The following is a 13,736-nucleotide window of genomic DNA, read 5'->3' as shown; positions in this document are numbered from 1 at the left end:
GTTTAATGTGTTGGTAATGTCCCGGTCAGAGTTCCGATGAACTTCAATGTAGCCCAACTATACGTTCCGGGATGATGAAGTAACCGTATGAGGCCTTTTTCATCCACCGGTTCAAGAACAGCAAGGACTTTGACCGATGGCCAAGATCAACTGCGTTCTGCCTGCTTTTGCCCGGCAGCCGCGTGTTGTCCGGCCTCAAATTTCTTCTGACAGCAAATTTCGCCATCGGATGCGTCCGAGGCCTGGCGCGCCGGTGTTGCGTGGCCGGGAAGCACAATGGGTGAATTTCGCTGATTGAACCATTGCGAACGTGAAAGCCGGAGCGGCTGTTGAGGGCAAAAACGACCGGGGGCGTGGAAGAGGCACGACCTAGGGGCAAACCGGACTAAGTGGAGGAGCCGACATGTCCGATAACTCATCCAACAACGCATATTGGTCAGCCAATATGCGCATCATTGTGGCCAGCCTGGTGATCTGGGCGCTGGTCTCGTTCGGGTTCGGCATCCTGCTGCGCCCGCTGCTGAGCGGCATTCCGGTCGGCGGCACCGATCTGGGCTTCTGGTTTGCCCAGCAAGGATCAATCCTGGTCTTCCTGGCGATCATCTTCTTTTACGCCTGGCGAATGAACAGGCTCGATCGCGAGCACGGTGTGGACGAAGAATAAGGACGTCGGGGACAGATGGATCAGTTTACTATCAATCTGCTGTTTGTGGGCGGCTCTTTTGCGCTCTATATCGGCATCGCAATCTGGGCTCGCGCGGGCTCTACTTCGGAATTCTACGCCGCAGGCCGGGGTGTGCACCCGGTTACCAACGGCATGGCGACAGCTGCCGACTGGATGTCGGCGGCATCCTTCATCTCCATGGCGGGTCTGATCGCCTTCACAGGATATGACAACAGCTCATTCCTGATGGGCTGGACCGGTGGCTACGTGCTGCTGGCTTTGCTGCTCGCGCCTTACCTGCGCAAGTTCGGCAAGTTCACGGTATCGGAGTTTATCGGTGACCGTTTCTATAGCCAGACCGCGCGTATCGTGGCGGTTGTCTGCCTGATCGTTGCTTCCACCACCTACGTGATCGGCCAGATGACCGGCGTAGGCGTCGCCTTCGGCCGGTTCCTGGAGGTCAGCAACACGGCCGGTCTTCTGATCGGAGCCTGCGTGGTGTTTGCTTATGCAGTGTTCGGCGGCATGAAGGGCGTTACCTATACCCAGGTGGCGCAGTATGTGGTGTTGATCACCGCCTACACCATTCCTGCAATCTTCATCTCGCTTCAGCTAACAGGAAACACGATCCCGGCCCTTGGCCTGTTCGGCAATGATGTTTCCAGCGGCGAACCTCTGCTGGCAAAGCTGAACCAGGTGGTGACGGAACTCGGGTTCAATTCCTATACGGCACACCATTCGAACACGTTCAACATGGTGCTCTTCACCCTGTCGCTGATGATCGGTACGGCGGGCCTGCCGCACGTGATCATGCGCTTCTTCACCGTGCCGAAAGTGTCCGACGCACGCTGGTCTGCCGGTTGGGCACTGGTCTTCATTGCGCTGCTTTACCTGACGGCTCCGGCTGTGGGGGCGATGGCTCGCCTCAACATCACCGAAATGATGTGGCCGAATGGCGGGATCAACGGCGGCGCCGTGACCCTGGAGCAGATCGACAACGACCAGCGTTACGACTGGATGCAGACTTGGAAGAAAACCGGTCTTCTGGACTGGGAAGACAAAAACCATGACGGCAAGATCCAGTACTACAACGACAAAAACGCCGAGATGCGGACTTTGGCTGAAGACAAAGGCTGGGTCGGTAACGAGCTGACCAAGTTCAACCGGGATATCCTGGTTCTGGCAAACCCGGAAATCGCCAACCTGCCCAGCTGGGTAATCGGTCTGGTGGCTGCCGGTGGTCTGGCTGCGGCATTATCCACGGCCGCGGGGCTGCTGCTTGCGATTTCGTCCGCTGTCAGTCACGACCTCATCAAGGGAGCCATCAATCCAGGGATTTCGGAACGAGGAGAGTTGTTGTCGGCGCGAATTGCCATGGCGGTCGCCATCATGGTTGCAACCTATCTGGGGCTTAACCCACCAGGATTTGCAGCGCAGACGGTGGCCCTTGCCTTCGGTCTGGCGGCGGCGTCGATCTTCCCGGCGCTGATGATGGGGATCTTCTCGACCCGCATCAACAACACCGGCGCGGTTGCGGGCATGCTGGCGGGCCTGGTCGTGACCCTGGTCTACATCTTCCTGCACAAGGGCTGGTTCTTCATCCCGGGTACCAACAGCTTTACCGATGCAGATCCTCTGCTTGGTCCGGTCAAGTCGACCTCGTTCGGTGCGATTGGTGCTGCGATCAACTTCACGGTGGCCTACATTGTTGCAGGCATGACCAAGGAAACCCCGCAGGCGATCAAGGAACTGGTTGCAAGCGTGCGCATCCCGCGTGGCGCCGGTGCAGCACAGGATCACTGATACCTGTAGCGGGCAGCCGTAACGCGGCTGCCCGTCCTTTTCCGATCCTGTCCTGTCCGGTGCATGCCGGGCGGGACATTTTTGCTTTACTATTCAGGCCCAAGCCATGTCTCTCGAAACTGACGAAATACTGCGCTTTCTCAATTCATTGCACCCGTATGATTCCCTGCCGGACGATGCGGCCAGGTCGCTTGCCCAGCAGTTCGATATCCGCAAAGTGGTTGGTGGCCGCAGCGTTTATGATCTCGGGGAGAAACTGCCCGGGCTTTTCATCATCTATGACGGCGCAGTTGAAGTGCGTGACGAAAACAATGTGGTCGTCAGTCATTTGAGCCCGCGAAACTCGTTCGGAGAACGAGGTCTCATGCGTGACGGTGTCGCGGTAACGTCCGCACGAGCGGACGAGACTTCGGTCCTGCTGGTTCTGCCGCCTGAGATTTTTCATGCCCTGATTGCCGAACACAAGGCCTTTGCAAGGTTTTTCGATCGTGCGCGCAAGCCCCAGACGTCGAACAGCAGCCTGGCGACGAGCCGGGCCGAAACGCTGATGGCCGCAAATCCGTTTACCTGCCAGCCGGAAACGAGCGTGCAGCATGCCGCGCGGCAAATGCGCGACAAACGCGTGTCATCTCTGTGTGTCACGGACACGGATGAAACGCTGAAAGGGATCGTGACGACGCGCGACCTGTCGGGAAAGATCCTGGCGGAAGGCCTGCCGGTCGATACACCTGTTTCTAAGATCATGACCGAGGATCCGATTACCCTGGCACCTTCGGCGATAGGCTCGGACATTCTGCATCTGATGATGGAACGCCGCATCGGGCACGTACCCATCGTGGAGGGCAATCACCTGGTCGGCATGATCACGCAAACCGATCTGACCCGGTTCCAGGCCGTAAGTTCGGCCAATCTGGTCAGTGAGATTGCCGTGGCTGAAAACGCTGACGAAATGGCGAAGGTCACAGCGGGCATTTCCGGTTTGCTGGTTCAGCTGGTTGCCGGCGGTAGTCGGCATGAAGTCGTCACTCGTCTGATCACGGATATTGCGGATACAGCCACCCGTCGGCTGCTTGCGTTGGCAGAGGAAAAACTGGGGCCACCGCCGGTCCCGTATCTGTGGCTGGCCTGCGGTTCTCAAGGAAGACAGGAACAGACTGGCGTAAGCGATCAGGACAATTGCCTGTTTCTGGACGACAGCGTCAGCGACGCCGACCGGGAAGGCTATTTCGCGGATCTTGCAAGGTTCGTTTGCGATGGGCTCAACACATGCGGCTATGTCTATTGTCCCGGTGACATGATGGCGACGAACCCGCGCTGGTGTCAGCCCATCCGGGTCTGGAAGAGCTATTTCGATGGATGGATCCGCAATCCAGACCCTGAAGCACAGATGCTGAGCTCAGTCATGTTCGACCTGCGGCCGATCGGAGGCCACACGGCTCTTTTTGAGAACCTGCAGCATGAAACATTAAAAGCGTCGAGCGAGAATTCGATTTTCGTTGCGCATATGATCAGCAATTCGCTGAAGCATACTCCGCCGCTGAATCTCTTGCGCGGTCTGGCGACAATACGGTCCGGCGAGCACAAGCATGCGCTTGACATGAAACTCAATGGCGTCGTTCCGGTTGTCGATCTGGCACGCATCTATGCTTTGCGCGGACAGATCGGTGCGGTCAACACCAGGGCGCGTCTGGTTGAGGCGAGAGCCAGCGGACAGCTCAGCCAGTCGGGAGCAGGCGATCTTCTGGATGCCTACGATCTGATTGCCGAGACCCGGCTGTTGCACCAGGCCGGCCTGGTCAAACAGGGCGTCGCGCCGGACAATTTTCTGCTGCCCTCGGTTCTATCGGATTTTGAACGCAGTCATCTTCGGGATGCCTTTGTCGTCGTCAAGACCATGCAGTCGGCAGTCGGCCATGGGCGGGGCATGTTGAGCTAATTACATTCGGGTTCCGATTCATCAGGGGAGCGGTGGTCGGGTCCGAAGTGGAGGAAAGAAATGTTTGTCGAATTGATCGCTACCTTTGTTGCAGGGATTGCCGCAGCGGGCGCCGTCATGCTGGTGAACAGGGTGCTGCGTGGACGCCTGCCGCGCTGGTTCGCTCCGGTCGCCGCAGGCGCGGCAATGATCCTGGTGACGATCTCGAACGAATATGGGTGGTATGGGCGAACCAGTGGCGCGTTGCCGGAAGATGTGGTTGTTGCCCAGACTGTTGAAAGCAAGGCCTTCTATCGCCCCTGGACCTATGTCTGGCCCTTCGTTGAACGGTTTGTGGCCGTCGATACCGCAACTGTTCGCTCCCACCCCAATCAGCCGGGTATCAAACTAGCCGAAATCTACTTCTTCGGCCGGTGGTCTGCGGTCAACAAGTTGCCGGTTCTCGCCGACTGCCCGGGCAACAGGCGCGCAGCCCTCGCAGACGGGATCCGGTTTGAAAACGATGGCGCAGTGGATGGCGCGGAGTGGATCGCCGTTTCCGCGGGAGATCCGCTCGTGTCAACGATTTGTGGAGCTGGCTGATGTTGTCGACGCTCAGCCTCAGGCTTCGCCTTTTCATCCTGTTCAGTGGTCTGGCCACGGCGAGCTGTCTGCTGATTGGCTTCTCACTCTTCTTCGGCTTCATGAGAGCAGCTGAAACCGGGCACGCCTCAGGATTTCTGCTGGCCGGAGTTCTGTCGTTTTTCGGAGTACTGGCCCTTTCCACCGGGGTGTGGCGGTTTCTGGATGAGAATGTTGCGCGACCGATCGAGCACATTGCATCGACGGTCAGGACATGCGCGCATGCGGATGTAAAGGCGTCCATCGACCTGCACAAAACGCGTTTCCTGGGGGACCTTGCTCCTGCGGTTCACGCTGTCACAGGGCATCTCTCGAAGGTTTCTTCAGGAACGGAGGAGATCGTCGCAGCCGAGACCTCGCGGATCATGGCTGAAAAAGCCCATCTTGCCCTTCTTCTTACTGAAATTCCCGTCGCGATCATCCTTGTCAGCCCGACAAATCAGATCATGCTTTATGACGGACAGGCAGCCGATGTTCTGGGTCAGGTGCACGTGCCGCGTCTGAGCGCTTCGATTTTCGATTATTTCGACGAGGCGGATTTGCAGGCGGGGCTTGAACAGCTTTCGGAAAAACGCACGGAAGTGATTGTCGAAGTGTGCGGCACAGGCGGGCGTTTGAGTTTCGAGTTGAGACTGAAGAAGCTTCACCAGACACCTGGTTACATGATCCTGGTGGATGACACGCATGCGCGGATTGCACCGGAGGCGGCACGTCCGCTGATCTTCGATTTCGATTTGACGGAACATGAAGCAGAACATGCCATTGAAAACCGTCCGCTCCAGAGCCTGAGTTTTGTCGTGTTCGACACAGAAACCACGGGATTGATGCCAAACAAGGACGAAATCGTTCAGATCGGAGCCGTCCGGGTGGTTAAAGGCCGGATCGTACCAGGTGAAAAGGTGGACCAACTTGTTAATCCAGGGCGCGTAATCCCTCGCGCTTCCACCAAGGTGCATGGCATCACCGATGCGATGGTTGCTGAAGCACCGGCTGTTTCAGAAGCCGTATCGAACTTCCACAAGTTTGCACGGGACTCGGTGCTGGTTGCTCACAATGCCCCTTTCGACATGGCCTTTCTCCACCGCCATGAAAAGACATCCGGGTTGCTTTGGGATCATCCGCTCCTGGATACGGTGCTGTTATCGGCTGTACTGTTCGGTGACACCGAAATCCATACCCTCGACGCTTTGTGCGAGCGCCTCGGTATCACCATTGCGCCAGAGCTGCGTCATACAGCTCTTGGAGATGCGCAGGCGACGGCAGAAGCACTCTGCAAGATGCTGCCGATTCTTATTTCAAGAGGGTTCGAAACTTTTGGAGAAGTCATTCAGGAAACCCGCAAGCACGGCAGGTTGCTGAAGGATCTGAATTGACGAAGCCGTTTCCGTTATCTGAAGAGCATTTCGCCAGTGCCATGACCGCAGCAGTTGTGCGGCCATGACAGCCTTACTCTAAGTGCCGAATATGTCGGTCGTAATACCCTTGTACCAACCGACGGATTCTTCGAAGGTTGCCTGACGAATGGCGTCGTCTTCCCCAGTCTGGCTGATGAATTTCGAGGTCGAGGCTATCTTTTCGTCTGTCGGTGCATATTGGGCACCGACTTTCACGCCGTCATTGGTCTCGATCAGGCTCCAGCAGGTGTTGGAGTATTTTGCAGGGAAAACCTTGGACCCGATGAGATCTCCTCTGATAGCCATTGCAGCAACCTTCGCCTGACTGTTTGCGGAGAACCCGGATTTGGGCATGTCGCCTGCGATCGAGGCATCGCCAATGACGAAGATATTGTCATCAACTTGTGAGCGCATGGATTTCGGATCAATCGGACAGAAGCCGGTATCGTTGGCAAGGCCTGTCTTGATCGCAATGTTGCCGGCCTTCTGGGCCGGAATGACATTGACCAGGTCTCCTTTGAAGGTGTCAAAGTCGGTTTCAACTTCGCCGGTTGCCGGGTTGACCCCCTTGATGCCGCCATGGACGTCGGGTCCGTACCATTCGATCATTCCGGGATAGTACTTTTCCCAGCCTTCCTGGAAGAGCGCCTGCTTCGAGAACTTGGGCTTGGGGTCGATGATGACGATCTTGCTGTCACCAAAGCCCTTTTCCTTCAGCACATGCGCCATCATTGAAACACGTTCGTATGGTCCCGGTGGGCAGCGATAAGGATTGGGTGGAGTGACCATGACGATCTGCTGCCCATTCTCGATTGCGTCCAACTTGGACTTGAGCAGCTGTGTCTGTGGACCAGCCTTCCAGGAATGCGGCATGATTTCCGCTGCTTCTGCCGAATAGCCCGGTACGCTTTCGTAAATGAGATCGATGCCGGGAGCGACGACGAGCCGGTCATAGGGAACTCTGGACCCGTCTGCCATGACAACTTCTTTCGCTTCCCGGTCGATGGCGTCCGCCATGCCGTTGACGACGGTAATGCCGTAGTTCGATGCCAGGGTGTCGTAGCCATGGGTGATGGAGTCGAAGCTTCTGAAACCTCCGAGATACAAGTTGGAGAAGAAGCAAGTCGTGTAAGCCGGGTTTGCCTCGATCAGGGTTACGTCCAGATCATCTCCGGCATCCTTGGCCATGTATCGTGCGGCGGTTGCGCCCCCGGCACCTCCTCCGATGACTACGGCCCTGGGCTTGCCTTGCGCGCGGGCATAGTGAGGCAGAGCCAAAGAGGTGGCGCCGGCTCCGGCCAGCAGTCCAAAGGTCCGGCGTGAAATCTTCCGCATTTTCCTTCCTCCCGGGTTTGCAGCACAGCGACCGGCTTTCGCCAGATCGCCTTCACTGTGGATCAAGCGATCCGAAATAAGCCGCAAGTGCTGCGATTTCCTCGTTTCCGAGGTTGATCGTCATGTTCTGCATGACCTGATGGCTTCGAACATTGGTCTTGTACTCGAACAGCGCCCTGATGAAGGCGTTCTTCGGCCAGCCAACGATCGAGGGAATGCCGTCCGCACGGCCTGAAACCTGATGGCAGGTCACGCATTCGCTGGAGAGATACTCACCGTATTCCGCGTCACCATCCAGTTTCATGGCAACAGAGCCGATCTCTGCCCGTGCCACCTGTGCGGTTTGCGGATCTGCAGCGGGCTGTTCTTGAGACAAGGTTTTCAGATAGGCGATCAGATCGATGCGGTCCGAATGCTTCTTCATGCCCAGGTAAGACATCCGTGTTCCTGGAACATAGGCGCGAGGTTTGGCGAGATACTGATCAAGAGTGAACTCGTTCCAGACGAGTCCCTCCCGTCCGAGCTTCTTCATCGCGCTGGAGTACTTGAAGCCATCGATGACCCCGGCCTGGCGTCCGAACAGTCCGTCAAGATGTGGGCCGACAAGATTTGCAGCGCCTGCACCGATCTGATGGCAGGATTTGCAGTCCTTGTAGAGGTTTTCGCCCCTTTGAGGATCACCTTCCTGCGAAAGGGAAGGGGAGGCCGTCAGAGCGGCCCCACACAGGGCAAGGACCGGCAAGGCCCCCCTCAGCCTCTCAGCCCCTCCGAAGAGAGGAGGCATTCGCCTGCGCTGCCGGTCCTTTTCCAATTCGGGTCCTCCCGAAACCCTTGATGATCAATCGACCCCGCCAACTCCTGCAGCTGCGTCGTCGTCAACCGAGCCCGGTGTCACGTCCAGGATCCGGGCACGCATGGTGATTTCGACCGGTCCGGGCTTGCACTCGCTCATGCAAGGCTCGGACTTTTCTGCATAGTGATCTTCCTCCGGGCGGCTGTCCGCAACAAAATTCTGTTCGTTGGGGAGCCGCATGTCGAGAAAGTTCTCGTTTGACAACTCGAAATCCTCATCCTCGACAACGTCGTTCAGGTAAAGCAGATACGCAGTGATGGCATAGACTTCATCGTCGGTAAGCGAACGTGCATTGCCATAAGGCATGGCCCGGCGGACGTAGTCGTAAACCGTTGAAAGATATGGCCAATAGGAACCGATCGTTTTTTCTGGGCGCTCTTCTGTCAATGTGTCGTGACCGCCTGCGAGAACCGGCCAGCGTCCGACACCTTCACCAAAGTCACCGTGACAGACCGCGCAATTGTCCGTGTAGAGCACTTCACCATCCATGACTGTGCCGGATCCCAAGGGCAGTCCCTGGCCATCAGGACGGACGTCAATATCCCAGGCAGCGATTTCTTCCGGCGTGGCCTTGCGGCCGAGACCGAAGACACCACCGTCTCTCGTGCTGGACACGGGAGCTGCCGCTGCTGCGTCTGCGGCCTGGTCCGGTTCAGCTGTGGGTTCCGCGGCGCTCTGCTCTTCTTCTGCAGGAGCTGCGCTTGAGAACGTGGCCAGATAAGCAAGGATGTTGTCGAAGTCCTGCTGCTTCCGCAGGCCCGCAAAGGCCATCTTCGTGCCCTTGATCATTGCCTTCGGTTTTTCGAGATAGGTGGACAGAGTGTCCTCTTCCCAGACAAGACCATCGGTTCCGGCGGCAATCATCGCCTTGGAGTACTTGTAGCCTTCAATCGACCCGGCCGCCCGTCCAAAGACTTCATTCAGGTGCGGACCGACCTTGTTCTTTGCATTGTCGCCGACAGCATGGCAGGCGGCGCATTTCTTGAAGACCTTCTTGCCCTTGTCGACATCTCCGGCCAGGGTGGTGCCCGACAGGAGCGGCAGCGTAGCGAGTGCGGCGCAGAGGCTGAGGGATTTAAGAAACTTCGACATTTTCCACCGTTCCGTCTGCTTTGACATGCCAGGTCTGGATGCCGTTGTTGTGGTAGATCGAGTTTTCACCACGGGCAGCCCGCAACTCGTTCTTGCTGGGCTGGTAAAAGCCATTCTCGTCCATTGCACGGGACTGAAGCAGCAGATCCGAACCGTCCCAGTCGATGTCGAGGTAGAACCGATGCAGGGCTTTCGGAAGGCTGGGACCATCAACACGGGCGGTTTTCCAATTGCGGCCGCCATCGATGGACACATCGACACGCTTGATGCGGCCGTTGCCGGACCAGGCAACACCGGAGATCACCAAGGGGCCCTTGCCATGAGAAATCGGTGCCTGCGGGCTGGGCGTGGTGATGACGGATTTCGCATCCATGACCCAGGTAAAACGCCGTGCCTTGCCGGTTTCCATGAGGTCCGTGTATTTGGAGGTTTCCTCACGCTGGTGCCAAGGTTCGTCGCCGACTTCCAGGCGGCGCAGCCACTTGACCCACATGTTGCCTTCCCAACCCGGCACGACCAGGCGAAGGGGATATCCTTGCTCGGGACGAAGCGCTTCGCCGTTCATCTTGAAGGCGACGAGGCAGTCGTCGAGCGCTTTTTCCATCGGGATGGACCGGGTCATGGCTGACGCATCGGCGCCTTCCGGCATGATCCATTTGGCGTTGGTCTTGATGCCGGCTTCTTCCAGCAACAGCTTGAGCGGTACGCCGGTATACATGACACAGTGAACCATGCCGTGGGTGTACTGACAGCCATTGAGCTGGGAGCCGCGCCATTCCATGCCGGAATTTGCCGCGCATTCCAGGAAATAGATCCTGTTTTCGCGGGGAAAGCGCTTCAGATCTTCCATCGTGAAGACGAGCGGAGTATCCACCAGACCGTTGATCATCAGGCGGTGCGAGGCCGGATCGATTTCCGCGATGCCGCCGTGGTGGCGCTCGAAACACAGGCCGTTGGGCGTGATGATGCCGTCGAGTTCGTGAAGGGGCGTGAAATTGACCGAGCTCTCGGTTGAGGCAGTCAGCCATTCCACATCCCGGCGCACGACATGCGCCTCGAATTCCGACGGCGTGCCGTATGGGCGGGACTGCACGCCGTCACCGAGATACCGGTTCCAGTCCTGTATCTCGGTAATGAGAGGGTCTCCGCCAGCACGTGCTGCGCCCGCAGTGCCAGCCACTGCACCAGCTGCCAGTCCTGCCTTCAGCAGGGAGCGCCGTGAGAGGTCTGGTGATTTGGATTTTCTGGTATCACTCATGAATTTTATCCTCAGGGATGGGTCCTCAGGAGTTTTCTGAAGAAAAATAGGGTCAGCCGGCCAGTTTGACGGACTGGTTGTCCGGCAGCTTGACGACAGGGTTTTTGGTCAGGTACGCCTCGACGACTTCGTCGATTGCGGGTCCCTCGGTGTCTTCGTTGACCGATGCCCAGCCGGTAACGATGTAGTCCTTGGCAGGGTCGATCGCTTCGCCGGTCGCGAGCAGCGTCATATTGGAGATGCGCTCGCCGATGTCCTTGTTCGGATCAATCGTATAGCCCATGCCGCCGACACGAACCATGTCGCCACCTTGCTGGTAATAGGGATCCTTGTTGAAGAGGTTGTCGCCAACATCCTCCAGGATGTCCTTCAACATCTGGCCGTTCATGGATGAACGGTAGGCAGCCGGATAGGTCATGGCGCAGGCGTTGTGCAGATCTTCGAAAGTGATGTCCTGTCCCGGAAGCAGGGAAGTTCCCCATCTGAAGCCGGGAGACAGCGCGATCTGGGCATCGCGTTCTTCCAGCAAAGCCTGGCAGATCAGGTCATCGAATGTCCCGTTGAAATTGCCACGGCGGTAAAGCAGGCTTTCGGTGCGGCCAAGCACGCGCGACAGGTCTTTCTCGTATGGTGCGCGGACTTCATCGATCAGCGCGGCCATGTCCGCATCCGGCGTGATGATGTCGGAAAAGATCGGGATCAGGCGGTGAGAATAACCAGCAAGCTTACCGTTCCGAAGGTCGAGATCCAGCCGCGTTACGAACTTGCCGTTGGAGCCGGACGCAATGACCAAGGTGTCGTTGACGATGACGGGTTCGGGCAGAGCGTCATGAGTGTGACCGGCCAGAATGACGTCGATACCGTCGACGCGTGACGCCAGTTTCCGATCGACGTCAAAGCCGTTGTGGGACAGAAGGACGACCAAGTCGGCGCCTTCGCTTCTGGCTTCTTCAACGTGCTTTGCAATATCTTCTTCCCGGATGCCGAAGGACCAGCCCGGGATCATCCAACGGGGATTGGCGATCGGCGTATAGGGGAATGCCTGTCCGATCACGGCAACCTTGGCGCCGCCACGCTCAAACATCTTCCAGGCTTCGAATGCTGGTTCATCCCATTCGTTGTCGTTGATGTTGGAGCCAAGGAACGAGAAGGGCAGTTCGTCTATGATTTCCTGAACCCTGTCGGTTCCATAGGTGAACTCCCAGTGGCCGGTCATGGCGTCCGGCCGCAGGGCATTCATCACCGTGACCATGTCCTGGCCAAGCGTCTCGTTGGACGTATAGCTTCCCTGCCAGGTGTCCCCGCCGTCCAGCAGCAGAACATTGTCGTCGCCGCGCTCGGACCGAATTCGCTTGATGACGGTAGCGACCCGGTCCATGCCGCCCATCTTGCCGTAGGTCTTCGCCAGGGAGACGAAATCCTCGGAGGTGAGGGCATAAGCGTCCGGCGTGCCCGGTTCGATGTTGTAAAGCTTGAGGAAATCGGCGCCGGTGACATGGGGTGGTTTGCCGGTCACGTCGCCAATACCCAGATTTATGGAAGGCTCGCGGAAATAGATCGGCTTCAGCTGGGCATGAATATCGGTGATGTGAATGAGGGTGAGCTGCCCCGTGGGGTCCATGCTCAAGAGTTGATCTTCGGTGAGCGCCTGTTGCGCCATCAGGCGCGACCAGGATCCAGCCATTCCCGACCCAAGCAGCGCACTTGTTGCTGTCGCTGCCATCAGGAACTCACGTCTTGAGAACATTCCGCTTACTCCAAAGCTGACCGGAGATTTGTCCAGTCACATGCATATTTTTCCCGTTGGCACGCAGCTTCCCGCGCACCTTCCTGACTCGTTCAAACTGGGACGAGTTGTCGTGTGCCGCTCGGGCGGCCAATTGCTCCGGTGCAGCTAAGAGCGCTGCACCGGATTGCGCACTTATTGGCGGACAGACGGGGTTTCCACGGAAAGCCCCTGGCCGCGCCAGGCGAGATAGAGTTCCAGTGCCTTGAATTCATCGGAGCCTGGCTTGAACGGCACTGCACGGATATTCTTCATGCAACCCTTGAAGCGCCGATGGATGGAACCGACACCCTGCCACTTGAGTCGGTAAGTCGGGAATCCGTTGATCTGACCCTGACTGAGATGATCGGCACGGATCATGTTGCCATAATTGTCTTCGTGGCAATTAGAGCAAGACATGTCGAGCTGACCGACCCGGGTGTAGTAAAGTTCCTCGCCTTTCTTGAACCAGTCCTCGGCATTTCCGTCGACGGCCACTTCAACGGGCATGCCTCGCGATTGAACGCCGATATAGGCCGTCATCGCCAGCATTTCCGGGCTTTCCCACTTCCACGGGTCGGCACCCTGGTGCTCCTGCCTGGACCAGTTGATGTGGTTTTCCAGGGTCATCAGTGTCTCTTTGCCTTCATGCCATTTCGGCATGGAAGCACGGACGCCCTTCATGCTTTCAGAAGCATCGCCGTGGCATGACGCACAGGACTTGCCCGAGGTTCCCTCGGCTGTTTCCCAAAGTTCCTCGCCATAGTCGACGGATGTGAATGCCGGATTGTCGAAGTCATCCATCTGCAGAGCTTGCGTTTCATCGGAACGGAAACGCCACCCTGAAATGATCTCATCCAACGGATGGTCGGCAGGTGCTTCAGTCTTGGTTACGAACTTGACGTCTTCGACAACCAGCTCGCTGTCTTCCCCGGACAAGGCGGATTGCGTGACGGCAATCGCAAGCACACTTGCCCCGGTCACCAACGCCGAAAGCCGGGCTACTTTATTCATT

At 57.5% G+C, this 13,736-nt stretch carries 11 protein-coding genes; 5 read left to right on the top strand and 6 right to left on the bottom strand.

Annotated features, from left to right (window positions below; translation table 11 throughout):
• Window positions 1-403 precede the first annotated feature (403 nt).
• From ABLQ08_RS07790 to ABLQ08_RS07770, 5 genes are all read left to right on the top strand, one after another.
• Window positions 404-664: a DUF4212 domain-containing protein gene (locus ABLQ08_RS07790; RefSeq protein WP_352940600.1), complete on the top strand. Its 261-nt coding sequence runs from the start codon at window positions 404-406 to the stop codon at window positions 662-664.
• A gap of 15 nt (window positions 665-679) precedes the next feature.
• Window positions 680-2,467, top strand: a complete 1,788-nt coding sequence (locus ABLQ08_RS07785; RefSeq protein ID WP_352940599.1) for a sodium:solute symporter family protein — start codon at window positions 680-682, stop codon at window positions 2,465-2,467.
• Between the two features lie 106 nt (window positions 2,468-2,573).
• Entirely contained in the window at window positions 2,574-4,403 is a 1,830-nt protein-coding gene (locus ABLQ08_RS07780) for a DUF294 nucleotidyltransferase-like domain-containing protein (protein WP_352940598.1), read from the top strand.
• A gap of 60 nt (window positions 4,404-4,463) precedes the next feature.
• Window positions 4,464-4,985 (top strand): hypothetical protein, encoded by a 522-nt coding sequence (locus tag ABLQ08_RS07775; protein WP_352940597.1) that lies wholly within the window; start codon window positions 4,464-4,466, stop codon window positions 4,983-4,985.
• Window positions 4,985-6,397: a 3'-5' exonuclease gene (locus ABLQ08_RS07770; RefSeq protein ID WP_352940596.1), complete on the top strand. Its 1,413-nt coding sequence runs from the start codon at window positions 4,985-4,987 to the stop codon at window positions 6,395-6,397. The genes ABLQ08_RS07775 and ABLQ08_RS07770 overlap by 1 nt, the downstream gene beginning before the upstream one ends.
• A gap of 78 nt (window positions 6,398-6,475) precedes the next feature.
• On the opposite strand, the gene ABLQ08_RS07765 is transcribed toward ABLQ08_RS07770, so the two are convergent.
• The 6 genes from ABLQ08_RS07765 to soxA form a co-directional block, all read right to left on the bottom strand.
• Entirely contained in the window at window positions 6,476-7,753 is a 1,278-nt protein-coding gene (locus ABLQ08_RS07765; RefSeq protein ID WP_352940595.1) for an NAD(P)/FAD-dependent oxidoreductase, read from the bottom strand.
• A 52-nt stretch (window positions 7,754-7,805) separates the two neighbouring features.
• Window positions 7,806-8,537: a c-type cytochrome gene (locus ABLQ08_RS07760; protein WP_352940594.1), complete on the bottom strand. Its 732-nt coding sequence runs from the start codon at window positions 8,535-8,537 to the stop codon at window positions 7,806-7,808.
• 54 nt (window positions 8,538-8,591) lie between these two features.
• A complete protein-coding gene (locus ABLQ08_RS07755; RefSeq protein WP_352940593.1) occupies window positions 8,592-9,698 on the bottom strand; it encodes a c-type cytochrome in 1,107 nt (368 codons plus the stop codon).
• Complete coding sequence (soxC, locus tag ABLQ08_RS07750) at window positions 9,682-10,956, bottom strand: sulfite dehydrogenase (RefSeq protein ID WP_352940592.1); 1,275 nt, start codon at window positions 10,954-10,956, stop codon at window positions 9,682-9,684. Before soxC ends, ABLQ08_RS07755 begins: the two co-directional genes overlap by 17 nt.
• Window positions 10,957-11,008: 52 nt before the next feature.
• Window positions 11,009-12,703 carry a thiosulfohydrolase SoxB gene (gene soxB, locus ABLQ08_RS07745; protein WP_352940591.1) on the bottom strand — a complete coding sequence of 565 codons (1,695 nt, stop codon included), beginning with the start codon at window positions 12,701-12,703 and terminating at the stop codon, window positions 11,009-11,011.
• Between the two features lie 174 nt (window positions 12,704-12,877).
• The gene (gene soxA / locus ABLQ08_RS07740) at window positions 12,878-13,735 is read right to left on the bottom strand and encodes a sulfur oxidation c-type cytochrome SoxA (RefSeq protein WP_352940590.1); all 858 of its coding nucleotides are present in this window, start codon (window positions 13,733-13,735) and stop codon (window positions 12,878-12,880) included.
• Window position 13,736 lies beyond the last annotated feature (1 nt).

The sequence above is a fragment of the Roseibium sp. SCP14 genome (genome assembly GCF_040329475.1).
Taxonomy (GTDB): Bacteria; Pseudomonadota; Alphaproteobacteria; order Rhizobiales; family Stappiaceae; genus Roseibium.
Note: the sequence above shows the minus strand (reverse complement) of the source record. Positions and strands in the feature narration are given on the sequence as shown.